Source organism: Budvicia aquatica DSM 5075 = ATCC 35567, assembly GCF_000427805.1.
Lineage (GTDB): Bacteria > Pseudomonadota > Gammaproteobacteria > Enterobacterales > Enterobacteriaceae > Budvicia > Budvicia aquatica.
The window spans coordinates 325,678-339,920 of the sequence record NZ_ATYS01000002.1; the positions used below are offsets into that span (position 1 = coordinate 325,678).

Genomic DNA, 14,243 nt, shown 5'->3' on the forward strand with positions numbered 1-14,243 from the left:
AGGTATAGCGAAGCTTTATTCGCTATACCTATCTACCTATTGCCATCATACTTTACCTGCAATTTACCTCGGAACGATGATTCCGCCCTCGACCCCGTTAGGGCTGAAGAGTACCTGCCATAGCTGGATATCTCTGGCCCTGAAAGCGCCTGCGCAGGCGTTCAAATAATAGCTAAACATCCGCCTGAAGCGTTCATCATACTGTTGCGAAATCTGATCCCACCCCTGATTGAAGCGCTGATACCAGGCCATTAATGTGCGGTCATAATCGGCGCCAAAGTTATGTAAATCTTCCATAACGAACTGCTTTTCGCTGGTGTGCGAAATATTGGCGACCGTCGGCAGGCAACCGTTAGGGAAGATGTACTTATTAATCCAAGGGTCAACGTTGTTTTTGGTGACTTTAGAGCCGATGGTATGTAACAGAAATAAACCGTCCTGTTTTAAATTACGCGCCACCACGTCAAAGTAGGTTTGATAATTTTTAGGACCGACGTGTTCGAACATGCCGACCGAAACAATCCGGTCATACTTATTATGCAGGTCACGATAATCCTGAAGCAGTATTTCTACCTCCAGACCCCGGCAATGTTGTTGAGCCAGTTTCTGCTGTTCTTTAGAAATGGTCACCCCCTGTACTGATACGCCGTAGTTTTTAGCGGCGTAGGCAGACAGCCCGCCCCAGCCACAGCCGATATCTAACAGCTTCATGCCCGGTTTTAACTGCAATTTTTCACAGATCAGTTTCAGCTTATCTTGCTGGGCCTGTTCCAGCGTGGTGGCCTGTTTCCAGTAGCCACAGGAATATTGCATATAGGGGTCGAGAATGAGATTAAACAGGTCATTACCGATGTCGTAATGTTTTTTGCCAACCATCCAGGCCCGTTTTTTGGTCTGTAGATTTAGCAGGCGCGCACCGGCAATGCGAAAGATATCTTTCATATGCCGCGGGAGGTTGTTATCCAGCCCGGCTTTAAGGATGCGATGAAACAGAATATCGAGGCGCTCACAGTCCCACCATCCGTCCATATAGCTTTCACCAAAGCCCAAAGAACCTTGCTGCAGTACCCGTTTAAAGAATCGAGGATTATGAACTTTGATATCAAACGGGCGTGAGCCATTGATTTTTATTCCCGCGCTTTGAAGCATTTCGCTGATGATTCGCGACCAATGATTTTTTTTGGCGACAGTATTTTCAATACATGATGAACTCATAATTTCTCCATAGCTTTGCTCTAATGCGTTGTTTAACACATTATTTTTATTAATAAACCAGCATGCTACACAGAGAGAAAGTATTTATAGGTGCAGTTAGTCCACCAAGAGTTCATGCCAGTTCTTTAACTAGAAAATCAAAGAGAAATACCCGATTCAGGGCGAACTAATCCATCAGTTGAACAGGGGCGCAATCCATCGCCTGCAAGTCGCTTGTAACAATGAAGTTTGATTATTGTTATGCAAGGTGGTATTGGGAGTATAGGCCGGTAAAATTAAAGACTCAAGGATGTGATGTACTTCTCACTAATATTTTTATTTAACATTGATTTTTTTATAATTTATTTCAAATAAATAGCTGTAAGCCCGGCAGGAATAATGTAGCCCGGGCTTAAAGAGTTGTAATTATCGGCTAAGATATTTTTTATTATGAATATTGGCTAAAACTGGCTGCCCCTTCACCACACACAAACACCTGAATCCAGTCAATCAGATAGAGATTATTGTCTGCAATAAACGCGTCTATTTGCCCGGCAATAGCTGAGATATCAGCGGTTTCTGTCTGACGAAGGCAGAGGGTAGAGATATCGCCGTTATCGTCGGTTTGGCCCCAAAAAATCCAGCCTGATGGGGTTTTCACCGCAAAGCTGTTAATGATAGTTGACGCATTATTATTGAAGGCAACGGCCTGATAGCGATGTTCGATGGTAAACGCATTTTCCAGTGCCGCTAGGGTAATACGGGTTTCGGTCAGCGGGTGGGTAATTATTTTACGAACGTGTAGGGTTTTAAAACCGGACTCAACGCGCTGGGTGTCGTAAATATTGATCACGCTCTGGCATTCTTGATTGATTTCGTTGTGATACCGGCCGGCGATAAATTCACACTGCCGCCAGTCATCTTCCAGTACCACCAGTACATTCTCCATCGAAGGGGGATTCTCCAGCGCCGGCAACTCATCGTTAATGGTTGGCAGGCTGAACAAAATTTCTGACGGGTCAACGTAGGTTATTTCAGGCTTACACAGGGTAATATCCAGCGTCCCGGTTTTTTCAAATTGTGCTTTTTGTGGCGGAACCGCGCTGACTACTTCCCAGTCTTCTTCCGCGATATGCAGGGTGGTATTAATTTCAAAGGTATCTGGCAGGCGCTCAATGGGGAGATCAACCTGAGCGAAGGCCTCCGCTTTGCCGCTCTCAATAAATTTAACCCGAATTGTTTGATGTTTTTTACCGAAGCCGAACATAGCATTATTCCTTTAATGAAGAACCGATATCTTGGCAGCCAGCCCGGCTGGCAATTTATTTGATTGATGGCATATAACAACGTTATCTTATTTCGATTAAAAATAAAATAAGAGGGAAACTTTATGTTAACTATCACGCGGGAAAACTTAGTCTATTCCATGTCGGCAGATAATCGGCCGGTCTGCCGGGTGGCGGCGAATACGGATATTTGTTTTCATACCTGTGATTGTTTTGAAGACCAGATTGAGTCTGAAAATACTCCGTTTAATGCGTTGGACTGGAGCAGGGTTAATCCGGCCACCGGCCCGGTGTATATTGAGGGGGCCGATGTCGGCGATATATTAAAAATAAGCATTAAGCGTGTGACTATTACCGCGAAGCAGGCTGTGATGGTAACGGTTTCTCAACTGGGTGTGTTAGGTGACGAATTGACGCAGCCGGAAGTCAAGATTGTGCCGCTAAAAGAGGGTAAAGCAATGTTACCCGGTGGCGTGGAAGTGGCAATCAATCCGATGATTGGCGTTATTGGTGTGGCGCCTGCCGGTGAGGGAATTTCCTGCGGCACGCCCGATAAGCACGGCGGCAATATGGACTGTAAGGTGATTCGTGAAGGTGCGACGCTGTGGCTACCGGTCAACGTGCCCGGTGGTTTGCTGGCCTTAGGCGATTTGCATGCCGGTATGGGCGACGGTGAGGTTTCTGGCTGCGGCCTTGAAGCCGCCGGAGAAGTGGTGCTGTCGGTTGAAGTGGTCAAGGGCCAGTGTTACCCGCTGCCGATGGTGAGTGATAGTCAGGCGGTTTATACCATCGCTTCTGAGCTTAAGCTGGATGATGCTGCGACCAGTGCCAGCAAAAATATGGCGAAACTGCTGGTGGAGAAGGGCGGGCTAACCCAGTCTGATGCCATCAGCCTGATGAGTATTGCCGGCGATTTGCAGGTGTGTCAGGTTGTCGACCCGCTAAAAACCTGCCGCTTTGCGCTGCCGGTTGAGGTGATGGATCAGTTAGGGATTAAGCTATAATCCGGCTAAATCGGGCTGGTGACATTCATCGGCCCGCTTTTTCGGGGCTTTTCTTTCCAGCCAGTATTGAATAACGCCTACGATATAGGCTTTCTCCTGCTCAGTCAGCGGCCTTCCTTTGTGAATATCGTGCCACTGTTCTAAGCACCCACGACAGCAGGTAGCCGTTGCATGCTGAGCAACAAATACCGGATGGCCTTTCCACGGCGTCTGCTTACCGTCACGGGCCGGAAGGGCCGGAGCCAAACGTTGTTCCACAAAGTCGCGGGCATGGGACAGGATCTCCGTCATGCCTTTGGTCGCTAAATAGTCTTCATCTTTGGCATTAAGATAAAACTTAGAACGAAAAGCGGAACGCTGTAAGCGCTGGGCCAGAAGGTCGAGATTTTGGTACATGGCTTACTACCTGAATTAGCTTTTTAGAATTAAAACGGGTTTATCATCCTCTGATTGAAGGGGGATTCAATCCTTTTTGTTTATTCGCGGATTAGGCGAGTGAGCGTTGAGTACGCCTGTTCTATTAATTGTAATGAGTTTTCACTGTAATGAAATGCTTTATGGCAATTTGGACATATTGCAACGCTATTCGTAATTGTGTCGGAACCGTTATTAGATAGATGTTTTATATGATGAACTTCAAGATAAGGTTTCCCTCCTTCTGCATAGAAAGGTGCTGGCTGTTTACAGCTTTCACAAATACCGTTAGCTTGGTTTAAAACCCAATCCTTAACTTTAAGTGAACGTCTACGTTGTATTACGGTAGTTAACTTAGTCGACGGTTTTTTAACTCCTTCCGGTGGTATTTCATAGCTGCTGCTAATTTCCTGTAAAAACTGTTTTTCTGGTGGAAGTAAATTATCTTCATCCTGAGTAATTTTCTTAATGATAGCTTCTACTTTTAGATAGTTTTTCTCACCGATATTTTTTGCTGGTTTTAATCCTGGTAAAAACTCCATACCTAGCTGAGTAATCACATAAGAAATATTTTGCATACGATATTCGAAAGCTTTCTCTGAACGCCCAAATTGCAGGTGGAGGGCTTTGTAGTAAGCTGTTTTTGCAAATGGAATTTTGCCTAGGTACTTGCTGTACATGTCAAAGTAAGCTTGAACCGTAACTTCCAACTCTTCTTCGCTCCAATAGTTACTCACGTCGTATCCTCACAAAGTTTCGATATACTTTTAGGATACATTAATCGAGTTACTTGTTTAAGTAATCGCTATTCTTGGTAATGGGGAGAGTATTAGAGCGTGTAGTTTTTATATTTAGTCACATTAAACATTAGCATTATCATGCAGAGCAAAACCCCTAAATATAGTAATCTACCCTTCCGGAAACAAACCCGCAGGCAAACCATGAAACCAACCGCATCCCTAACCGCAATTATCCTGGCCGGATTCCTGCTGTGCTTACCGGCATTTGCCGCTGAGCCTCAAAACGCAGGCCAATACAAAATCACCCAATTGCCGATAAGCGATTTTGAAACATATAACTGCGACGCAGAGTGTGAAGCCAATTACACCTTTTATGAATTTGAACAGTTGGATCCTCAGCTACAGAAGGCATTGGCTGAACAGAATAAACAAAATGCGTTTGGTTTGGATGGCGACGGTGATACCGGATACTATTTTCTACCGCCCAAGGGCGATATACAGGTGATGTTAGCGACCCGAGACATCGTGGTGAATAGCGGGCGACTGGTGACGATGAAAAATAATCAGCTTATCGATCAGATGCTGATTAGCTTTGGTGGGCCTGATGATGAGCTGGTTATTCAATTTGAGTTAGATAAAAACTATCAGCTGACGCTCAAAAGGGGCATCTCGGATACCGACCATGAAAAACCGGTGGTTTGGCATGAACTGTGGGTGTATCAGCTCGGCGATGACGGTAAACTATCAGAAGTTAAAAAGACGCTTATTAAATAATTTATCAGTCAGCCTGACGGGGCCGGGGAAGAAGTATGAAATCGTTACTGTTTATGGCCGCACTGCTGGTTTCGGCTAATGCTGTTGCTCAGGAACAGTTTATTGACCCGATTACCAATGTAGAAAGCCTGTTTCTCGGCAGCATTCACGACGACCAGGTGAAGGTGCTGGAATACAATAATATCTTGCTGAAAGATAAATCCTCGCTGGTCGAAGGGGGCGTATTGAGCGGTAAACAGTTTATCAACCGCATCTTCTCCCGTAGGTTGAACTTTGAGCTGGAAGGGCAAGAACCGTTTTGGCAGGCTAAGTTGAGTAAGGGTGGCTTAGTGTTTACCGTTGCAGATAAAGTGCAGCGTTACCAAACTGCGATTATTATCAATGAACAAGACAACGGCAGCGGCTATTACTTCACCTTCCGCAGTCCTAAAGATAACGTATTTGGCGTGGTAAATTATTTAGGGCTGAGGTCGGCTAATCAGCCGGTGTGTGAATACAATAAAGGCGCTGAAGACGACTCGCTATATGAAGTCTATCTTCAGATTAACGGCCGGAATTACCGCGGCTGTGCGACAGTGAATAACTTGTAATATGTAGAATATTAATAAGCTATTTTTATCCGTGAGCTTAGTTATCAACCGGCAGCGGCTTTACCTTAAATCGACCAACAAATTGGGCCGGCATAGTGCAGCACTGCCTGTTTGTAGCGCACGCAGCTTTGCTGAATGCCACTAATTCATTAAATATCAACAAATTAACTATTGGCTCGTTTTATGCATATCTCCTATCAGATGTTTTATTAATGAAAAGGAGATAGTCTTATGTGGTTAGAAAAGTTTGATAAACAACCGTTGCTGTCTGTTAATCGTCGTGACCTGTTAAAACTGTCCGGTTCTGCTATCGCCGGATTAGCATTAAGCGGAATTTCAACCCAGGCTTCGGCACAGGAAGAATCATCGGCAGCCGCAGTAACCCCTACCAAAGATAAACCTATTCGAATTAATTTTAATGAAAATGCTCTGGGTATGTCACCTAAAGCTCAGGATGCTGCTCGCGCGGCTGTGGCAAAAGGTAATCGTTATGCTAAAGCTGAAATAGACCAACTACATCAAAAAATAGCGACTGACTATCAGTTGGATAAAAAGTCACTGCTGTTAACTGCGGGCTCTTCTGAAGGTATTCGGGCTGCTATCGAAGCTTGTGCAGCACCGAATACTCAATTTGTTATTCCCGAGCTGACATACGGCGACGGTGAACTGTTTGCTAATATTGCTCAAATGAACGTAGTCAAAGTTCCGATGAAAAAGGATTGGTCATTTGATGTCGAAGGGCTAAAAACGGCAGTGAGTTCTTATTCCGGGCCTTCAATTGTTTATCTGGTTAATCCGAATAACCCGACGGCGACGATTACGCCGGCAGACCTTCTCGAACCTTGGATTAACAGTAAACCGGCAAATACGATGTTTATTGTTGATGAAGCCTATGCTGAGTTTGTTAACGATCCGAGATTTCGCTCAGTGACTCCGTTAATTCAGCAAGGGGCTGACAATATCATTTTGTTGAAAACATTTTCTAAAATTTATGCGATGGCCGGTATGCGCGTTGGTTATGCAGTGGCTGCACCGGCGGTGATTAGCAAAATGGCCGAGCGGGTTGCAGGCGAAAAACTAAACTATTGCGGCGTTTGTGCCGCGCTGGTTTCAATGGATGATAAACCGTTTATTGCCTATAGCAAAAAGAGTATCGACGTTTCCCGCCAGATGATGACGGATGTGCTAAAAGAGCTGAAGATTGACTACTTGCCCTCTGAGGGGAATTTTATTTTTCATCATCTCTCTGTTCCGTTAGAGGAATATAAAAAGCATATGGCCGAGGAACATATTTTGATTGGACGAGCATTTCCGCCGGCTGACAGTTGGTGCAGGGTCTCTCTCGGTACTCCACAAGAGATGCTGGTGGTCGTTGAAACTATGCGCAACATGAGAGCGAAAGGGTGGCTTTGACCGTCAGTTTTTAATACCCAGCAGTAGATAATAAAAAGGCCCTCCGTATTTCTGAGGGCCGTTTTTTTATGTCATCAATATTATCAATAAAGAATCTGAACGGCGGACATCAGCTTCTGATTATCTGATGTCACCGGGCTGACTTAGTGTAAAACGATATGAATTGAATTACAGACAGTTTTTATATTGAACTCAAAATCATCCTTTTTGGAATAGGTGATTTTTATCATCACATTTAAATCCGGTGCAGATAATGAAAAAGGGCAGAAAGATGAATTCGTGATAAAGAGCCATTTCGGCCTTTAGTATTCAGAATTTATCACTAGTATTTTAATGCAAATAGTTATCATTACACTTTGTTTATTGTCCCATTGTTTGATTCAATAAACGGGTTGTTTTAGATGAAAATAGATGACGTAAGTTCGGACTTTTCTCTGGAGCATTTCGGTTGATATTAACAGGCTCAATCAAGGAAACTAATAATGAAAAACTACAAACTACTAGCAGGGCTACTACCCGTTATGATGGCAGCGGGTGCCGCAAACGCGGCTGAGATATACAACAAAGACGGTACCAAGCTAGACATTTCCGGCCAAATCGAAGGAAACCATTATATATCAAGTGATAAGGCTGAAGACGGCGACAACAGCTTCGTTCGTTTTGGCCTGCGTGGTGAAACTCAGGTTAATGACCAAATTACCGGTTTTGGTTTTTATCAGGCAGAGCTTAACGCCGCTTCGAGTGAAGCGAGTGGTGATAACGATTCAAAAACGCGTTATGCCTATGCCGGTATTAAAGTAGGCGATGCGGGCTCTTTCGACTATGGCCGCAACAACGGTATTTTATATGACGTTGGCGGTTGGACTGACGTTCTGCCAGAGTTCGGCGGTGATTCTTACCAACAAACAGACGTCTTTATGACTCAGCGAGCGGGTAACCTGGCGACATACCGTAATAAAGATTTCTTTGGCATGGTTGATGGCTTGGATTTCGCCGTTCAGTATCAGGGTCGTAATGATGAGAACGATCGTAATAAAAGCGAGCGCAACGGCGATGGCTGGGGCATGTCGACAACTTACGATTTAGGTATGGGCCTGTCTTTAGGGGCGGCTTATGCCTCATCCGATCGTACCAGTCGTCAATCAGAAGATATGTTGGGCGATCGTGCTAATGCCGTCAGTACCGGTATTAAGTATGACGCCAATGATATCTATCTGGCCGCTATCTATGCCCAAACGTATAATATGAATATCTATGGTGCAGACGATCTGGTTGCCAATAAGACTCAGAACGTAGAGTTGGTTGCTCAATATCAGTTTGATTTTGGCCTGCAACCGTCTCTGGCATGGGTTTACTCTAAAGGCAAAGATTTAGGCTATGACGTAGGTTCAAAAACCTATAACAATCAGAATCTGGCTAACTACATTGATATCGGTGCCAACTACTACTTCAACCAAAACATTGTTGCTAAGGTCGATTACAAAATTAACCTGTTAGACGATAATGGCTTTACTAAAGATGCTGAAATCTCAACGGATAATATCGTTTCTGTTGCGATTGTTTATCAGTTCTGATGCTAAGGTGCTAGTTAACAAAAAAGGTGCTGATGCGCCTTTTTTGTTTTAGGGAATAATTATTTTCCAACCGCCATTGATAGGCTTGCAGCCTAGCCTTATAGGGCGTTAATGCCACCTGAACGGTGCTTACTTCACCAATAGACTATTCGTTGTTTATCGCAAGATGATTCATTAGGCATGACGCCAACCGCTTTTCGTCAGGGCGGCGCGGATACTTTAATCCAGTTCGCTATTGCCGAATGCTCATTAGGTTCGGTGTTGGTGGCCCGTTCGCCAAAAGGTATTTGCACCATCACACTTGGTGATGGTCCTGATAGTTTATTGAAGAATCTACAGGATCAATTCCCCAAGGCTGAACTGATAGGCAGCGATCCCGGTTTTGAGCAGGTTGTTGCACAGGTTATCGGACTCATCGAGCAACCGGATACTCCGTTCGACTTGCCGCTCGATATACGAGGAACCGCGTTTCAACAACGTATTTGGAACATGTTACGGACTATTCCTGCGGGTACAACGGTCAGTTACACACAGTTAGCCGAGATGATTGACAGCCCTAAGTCTGTACGTGCAGTCGCCAATGCGTGCGGCCAAAATATGATTGCCGTGGCCATACCTTGCCATCGGGTGGTTAGATTAGACGGTGATATTTCCGGCTACCGATGGGGAATTGACCGAAAACGAGCGCTTCTGGCCCGCGAAGCGTCGGACTAACGGAAACTATATCAAGCGTTTCGAGCTATCAGCTTCAACAAGTCAAGAACCCTATTTTTGTTTAAGGGGCGGGGGATATGTATTAAACAAAATTTATAATAATTGGACTTTTCGGCGGGTACTATTTTTAATTTTCGCCATATAAATTCAAAATTAAGACATAAAAATTCGAGCGGGAAGTACTATGTATATATTGATTTATTGCCTATTTATGCATTAATTTTAAATAATAATTTCCCGTTCGGCTTTTTATTTTATTGTTTGTTTGATTTTTAATCTTTTTATTGAGTTTACCGCGAGTTGATTATTATTTAATCTGGTGGTTATTATCGGGTTTGTTTTATTTTTTTAATTAAATCAATTAGATGGATTTATTTCTGAGGATGTGAATATACCGTGGTCTATATGAATAAAAAAATTGAAAAATAATTCCGTTTGAAAGATCTAACAAATATTAGATGAAATAGGTGAGTATCTATAGCGATACGGGCCAAATATTTAATTGATCGACTAATTACTCCCATGATTTATATCAATGTTGATTGATAAAATACCCCAAATAGAGCTGACAACGTAAATAACTTAATACAGAATGTTTTTCTAATTTCTTATCTCTACAAATAATAACGATAAGGTGATACAGATGGATCTCTTTTTGGTGCAGCTTGCGGTTGTATTGGTATGCATAGCGATTGGTGGAAAGATCGGGGGAATAGGGTTAGGTGCCGCAGGCGGTATGGGGCTATTTATTCTCTCTTTTCTGTTTCATCTGGAGCCAGATTCACCGCCGGTTAGCGTAATGTTGATCATTATCTCGGTCATTACCTGCATTACCATTCTTCAAGCGGCAGGAGGGCTGGATCTTTTGGTTTCTCTGGCGGAAAGAATGCTGCGTACCAGGCCCAATGCGATTACCTTTCTGGGCCCCTTTGTTTGCTACATCTTCACCATTATGTGCGGTACCTCTTATATCGCCTTCTCTGTCTATCCGGTTATTGCTGAGATCGCAACCGATGCCAGAGTTCGTCCGGAAAGGGCGATGTCGATGTCGGTGATTGCCGCCAATATGGCGCTGGTTGCCAGCCCGATTAGTGCGGTTGTAGTGGGAATGTTGGCCAAAGCGGTCTCTCTCAATATCTCATTATTGGATATTTTGTTGATTACCGTTCCGGGCACCATGCTGGGGTGCTTAGCCGGCTGTCTGTTTGTGTATAAGAAAGGGGCCGAGCTGTCTGAGGATGATGAGTTTATTCGGCGTCAACAGGCTGGTGAGTTTGATCTGACGACGCTTTCAGCGGCAAAAATAGGCAATCTGACCCGGGCTAAAATAGGGCTGGCTATTTTTGCTATCGGCGTGTTTCTTATTGTTATTCTGAGCTCTGTTAAAGAGATGAGGCCGATGTGGCACGGTGAAACGATGTCAGTTTCCACCACCTTACAAATATTGATGTTAACCACCGCCAGCCTGATTATGATTTTCTGCCGCATTGCGCCTGAAAAGCTACATGAAGGTTCTACGTTTAAATCAGGCCTGATCGGCGTAGTGGGTATTTTTGGTTTATCGTGGATGACCGGAACATTTTTCGGTAATTACAACGACGTATTTATTACCAACTTCTCTGATATTCTTAATCAATACCCGATGATTTTCGGTCTGGTACTGTTTTTCTTATCCATTTTAATTTACAGCCCGGCGGCCACCATTATTGCTTTAATGCCGTTGGGCGTTGCCATGGGGCTTCCTGCCTATACCTTGATTGCCCTGCTGCCGGCAGCCTGTGCGGTATTTATTATTCCCGGCGGAGCGCAAATAGCCTGCGTGGCCTTTGACCGAACCGGAACCACCCGATTGGGTAAGTATGTTATTAACCACAGTTTTCTCTTACCCGGTATGGTATCGTTAGTCATGTCGGTTGTATTCTGCATGATGATTGCTAAAACATTGTTCTGATTTGCCGACGACACATTGATATCTTATTGAATTGGCAATGTCAGGGAGCTGTGTTGATGGGTTCTGAATCCGTTTTTTTTGAGCAAGTACGTTCGCATATTTTGCAGCAGGCAACTTTGGGCAAACGCATTGAAACAGAAACGGAACTTGCCGCGCGTTTTAACGTTACGCGTTACCAAATAAGAAAGGTGTTAGCGTCATTGACCCAGATGGGCATTTTGGACCGCTCGCCTAAAAAGGGCAGCGTGATTCGTCAGATGAATCCAGATACCTTAAGCGATCAAATGCAAATTCAGTTTGGTGTCGCAGGATTCGATATTAACGAATTTTTAGAAGCCCGAATGCTGATTGAGTGTGCGATATTACCTTTAGCGATTAAACGCATGACGCCGGCGCTGATGGGGAAGCTAGAAAACACCCTGAATCAAATGGAAGAGTTTGCCCATATACCTTCCAAAGCCGATCAGTTTGACCGGGATTTCCATCTGCTCATACTGCAGGCCTGTGGTAATCGTGTTTTACAGGTCTTCTCCGATGTATTAATCACTTATTTTGATAAAACCTCTGCGCTGCTCAACTCCTTTGGGCCGGAATATTTTGTTGATATTGCCAGGCAGGAACAGGCCATTTTAAGCGCGATTAAAGATGAAAACGTTGAGCTGGCGGTAAGGCTGTTACGGGAACATTTGGTCAATACCTCGAAAACGCTCCCGCCGGAAAATGCTTCAACGCCGGCGAAGACCACTAAAAGTAAACGTGTTAGTAAAAAAACTGACAAAGGTTAACCTGCCGGTTTTAGAGTGATGGCCAAATAGTTTAATTTGATCTCAGCGTAAATTTCGTCCGCATAATCAATATCGGAATATTGGCTTTTTCTGGCGGCCGAGGGGCGGCGTTTTTAAGTTCAATGGGGTCCGGGGCTGGAATCCCTACATGCCCGTAGCTAAAAACCGACAAAGGTTAACCTGTCGGTTTTAGAGTGATGGCCAAATAGTTTAATTTGATCTCAGCGTAGATTTCGTCCGCATAATCAATATCGGAATATTGGCTTTTTCTGGCGGCCGAGGGGCAGCGTTTTTAAGTTCAATGGGCTCCGGGGCTGGAATCCCTAGAAGCCATACATGCCTGTAGCTTGAAACCGACAAAGGGTAATTTGTCGGTTTCAGGCCGAGTACAACCCGATCAGAATACCAGCTTAGAAATAAAGTAGCCTGCAATCACGGCCGAAATCACCATAACAAACCCCGGTCGCAAATAGCTGTGATTTATCACGTATCTGCCAAGCCGGGTGGTTCCGGTTCGGTCAAAGGCCACGCAGCCAATTTGACCTGCGCCGGGCACAATAAAGTCACCGCAGGTTGCCGGATACAGAGCAACTAGCAGGGCCGGAGGGATTCCCATCGCCGCGCCTAACGGCATCAGTGCCGCCACCGTGGCTGACGGGCTGAAAATAACCGCAGAGAAACAGAACAGGATTAGCCCGAATAGCATTGGCCATGATTCAACCATATGTTTGAACAGTTCTTCAAACAGCGGTCTATAGGCGTCGAAAAAGGTTCCTGTCATCCATGAGATACCAAATACCCCGACCACACCGATTAAGCCGGAGCGGAACACCGAGCCTGATGCAAATTTATCGCTGGGCACCTTGCTGAAAATGATGATAAACAGCGCGGCTGCCAACATAACCATCTGAATAAGGGCCGGCGTGGCTAAAGGTACCATTTTTCCACCGACTTCCCATGCCGGTAGTAAAGATTTAACCGAACCGAACAGAATAACCATCGCCACGCCTAAACCAAAAATCAACACGCCAACTTTTGCGCCAACGGAAGGCTTATAGGCCTGTACTTCCCTTTGCTCTGCGTGCAACGATTGATAATCACCAACCGCGATCCGACGCTGAAACTCAGGATCGTTCTCCAGCTCTTTTCCGCGTTTAAAGACCGATAAACACCCGCATAGTGTTCCAATGATAAACGCCGGAATGCTAACGCCAAGGATTTGGATAATTGAAACATCGTACATGGAGAGTGCCGCTATCATACCGGCGGTTGCCGCACTCATCGGGCTGGCAATAACCGCAATTCCGGCAGCAATAACGCACATCGACATCGGTCGTTCAGGTCGGATTTTTGCCTCGGCGGCGACTTCTGCCACCACCGGATACACGGCAAATGCAACGTAGGCGGTACCGCAGAACATCACAAACAGTGAACAGATAAAAGGGCCTAAAAAAGTAATAGCGCTGGGTTTCTTGCGCAGCATTTTTTCTGCGATACGCACTAAATAGTCGAGGCCGCCGGCGCCCTGTAAAACGCTGGTACAGGCGATAACGGCAATAATAATCAATAATACCGTTATCGGCGGCGATGCCGGCTGTAGTCCGAATAATAGCGTCAGAATACAGACGCCCAATCCCCCGGCCGCACCTAATCCTACACCGCCATAACGCCCGCCCACACCGATACACACAAGAACAACTAACAGTTGAATCCAGAATAATTCAGACATAAGACTCCCTCCTACAACATGCAAAAGCACGGCAGTCGTATAAGTTATTTTTATTTATGGCATCAGCGCATGATT

General features: G+C 44.9%; 13 protein-coding genes. 8 read left to right on the forward strand and 5 right to left on the reverse strand.

Features of this window, described 5'->3' with window-relative positions; translation table 11 throughout:
• Positions 1 to 63 precede the first annotated feature (63 nt).
• On the reverse strand, positions 64 to 1,215 hold the full coding sequence (gene cfa / locus YWE_RS0103175) for a cyclopropane fatty acyl phospholipid synthase (RefSeq protein WP_029093215.1): 1,152 nt from the start codon (positions 1,213 to 1,215) through the stop codon (positions 64 to 66).
• A gap of 427 nt (positions 1,216 to 1,642) precedes the next feature.
• Entirely contained in the window at positions 1,643 to 2,461 is an 819-nt protein-coding gene (locus tag YWE_RS0103180; RefSeq protein ID WP_029093216.1) for a hypothetical protein, read from the reverse strand.
• Positions 2,462 to 2,584: 123 nt separating this feature from the next.
• Here YWE_RS0103180 and YWE_RS0103185 point away from each other — a divergent pair, with 123 nt between their 5' ends.
• Entirely contained in the window at positions 2,585 to 3,484 is a 900-nt protein-coding gene (locus tag YWE_RS0103185; RefSeq protein ID WP_029093217.1) for an acetamidase/formamidase family protein, read from the forward strand.
• Here YWE_RS0103185 and YWE_RS0103190 read toward each other — a convergent pair.
• Both YWE_RS0103190 and YWE_RS0103195 read right to left on the reverse strand, forming a co-directional pair.
• Entirely contained in the window at positions 3,479 to 3,880 is a 402-nt protein-coding gene (locus YWE_RS0103190) for a DUF4186 domain-containing protein (RefSeq protein ID WP_029093218.1), read from the reverse strand. The two genes, YWE_RS0103185 and YWE_RS0103190, sit on opposite strands and share 6 nt — an antisense overlap.
• An 80-nt stretch (positions 3,881 to 3,960) precedes the next feature.
• Complete coding sequence (locus tag YWE_RS0103195) at positions 3,961 to 4,635, reverse strand: HNH endonuclease (protein ID WP_029093219.1); 675 nt, start codon at positions 4,633 to 4,635, stop codon at positions 3,961 to 3,963.
• 204 nt (positions 4,636 to 4,839) lie between these two features.
• On the opposite strand from YWE_RS0103195, the gene YWE_RS0103200 reads away from it, so the two are divergent.
• The 7 genes from YWE_RS0103200 (at position 4,840) to YWE_RS26450 (ending at position 12,439) form a co-directional block, all read left to right on the forward strand.
• Positions 4,840 to 5,412, forward strand: a complete 573-nt coding sequence (locus tag YWE_RS0103200) for a hypothetical protein (protein WP_029093220.1) — start codon at positions 4,840 to 4,842, stop codon at positions 5,410 to 5,412.
• A 35-nt stretch (positions 5,413 to 5,447) separates the two neighbouring features.
• Positions 5,448 to 6,002: a hypothetical protein gene (locus tag YWE_RS0103205; protein ID WP_029093221.1), complete on the forward strand. Its 555-nt coding sequence runs from the start codon at positions 5,448 to 5,450 to the stop codon at positions 6,000 to 6,002.
• Positions 6,003 to 6,233: 231 nt separating this feature from the next.
• Positions 6,234 to 7,415, forward strand: coding sequence for a pyridoxal phosphate-dependent aminotransferase (locus YWE_RS0103210; protein ID WP_036014852.1), 1,182 nt, complete (start codon positions 6,234 to 6,236; stop codon positions 7,413 to 7,415).
• A 482-nt stretch (positions 7,416 to 7,897) separates the two neighbouring features.
• Positions 7,898 to 8,989 carry a porin gene (locus tag YWE_RS0103215; RefSeq protein WP_029093223.1) on the forward strand — a complete coding sequence of 364 codons (1,092 nt, stop codon included), beginning with the start codon at positions 7,898 to 7,900 and terminating at the stop codon, positions 8,987 to 8,989.
• A 180-nt stretch (positions 8,990 to 9,169) separates the two neighbouring features.
• On the forward strand, positions 9,170 to 9,703 hold the full coding sequence (locus YWE_RS26445) for a methylated-DNA--[protein]-cysteine S-methyltransferase (RefSeq protein WP_051323155.1): 534 nt from the start codon (positions 9,170 to 9,172) through the stop codon (positions 9,701 to 9,703).
• A 643-nt stretch (positions 9,704 to 10,346) separates the two neighbouring features.
• Positions 10,347 to 11,654 (forward strand): anaerobic C4-dicarboxylate transporter family protein, encoded by a 1,308-nt coding sequence (locus YWE_RS0103225; protein ID WP_029093224.1) that lies wholly within the window; start codon positions 10,347 to 10,349, stop codon positions 11,652 to 11,654.
• 56 nt (positions 11,655 to 11,710) lie between these two features.
• On the forward strand, positions 11,711 to 12,439 hold the full coding sequence (locus tag YWE_RS26450; protein ID WP_071605815.1) for a FadR/GntR family transcriptional regulator: 729 nt from the start codon (positions 11,711 to 11,713) through the stop codon (positions 12,437 to 12,439).
• A gap of 397 nt (positions 12,440 to 12,836) precedes the next feature.
• On the opposite strand, the gene YWE_RS0103235 is transcribed toward YWE_RS26450, so the two are convergent.
• On the reverse strand, positions 12,837 to 14,168 hold the full coding sequence (locus YWE_RS0103235; protein WP_029093225.1) for an anaerobic C4-dicarboxylate transporter family protein: 1,332 nt from the start codon (positions 14,166 to 14,168) through the stop codon (positions 12,837 to 12,839).
• Positions 14,169 to 14,243 lie beyond the last annotated feature (75 nt).

Excerpts from the sequence above, each read along its gene's own strand:
- cfa (WP_029093215.1), bottom strand. The coding sequence starts at position 1,215 with ATGAGTTCATCATGTATTGAAAATACTGTCGCCAAAAAAAATCATTGG.
- YWE_RS0103180 (WP_029093216.1), bottom strand. The coding sequence starts at position 2,461 with ATGTTCGGCTTCGGTAAAAAACATCAAACAATTCGGGTTAAATTTATT.
- YWE_RS0103185 (WP_029093217.1), top strand. The coding sequence starts at position 2,585 with ATGTTAACTATCACGCGGGAAAACTTAGTCTATTCCATGTCGGCAGAT.
- YWE_RS0103190 (WP_029093218.1), bottom strand. The coding sequence starts at position 3,880 with ATGTACCAAAATCTCGACCTTCTGGCCCAGCGCTTACAGCGTTCCGCT.
- YWE_RS0103200 (WP_029093220.1), top strand. The coding sequence starts at position 4,840 with ATGAAACCAACCGCATCCCTAACCGCAATTATCCTGGCCGGATTCCTG.
- YWE_RS0103205 (WP_029093221.1), top strand. The coding sequence starts at position 5,448 with ATGAAATCGTTACTGTTTATGGCCGCACTGCTGGTTTCGGCTAATGCT.
- YWE_RS0103210 (WP_036014852.1), top strand. The coding sequence starts at position 6,234 with ATGTGGTTAGAAAAGTTTGATAAACAACCGTTGCTGTCTGTTAATCGT.
- YWE_RS0103215 (WP_029093223.1), top strand. The coding sequence starts at position 7,898 with ATGAAAAACTACAAACTACTAGCAGGGCTACTACCCGTTATGATGGCA.
- YWE_RS26445 (WP_051323155.1), top strand. The coding sequence starts at position 9,170 with ATGACGCCAACCGCTTTTCGTCAGGGCGGCGCGGATACTTTAATCCAG.
- YWE_RS0103225 (WP_029093224.1), top strand. The coding sequence starts at position 10,347 with ATGGATCTCTTTTTGGTGCAGCTTGCGGTTGTATTGGTATGCATAGCG.
- YWE_RS26450 (WP_071605815.1), top strand. The coding sequence starts at position 11,711 with ATGGGTTCTGAATCCGTTTTTTTTGAGCAAGTACGTTCGCATATTTTG.
- YWE_RS0103235 (WP_029093225.1), bottom strand. The coding sequence starts at position 14,168 with ATGTCTGAATTATTCTGGATTCAACTGTTAGTTGTTCTTGTGTGTATC.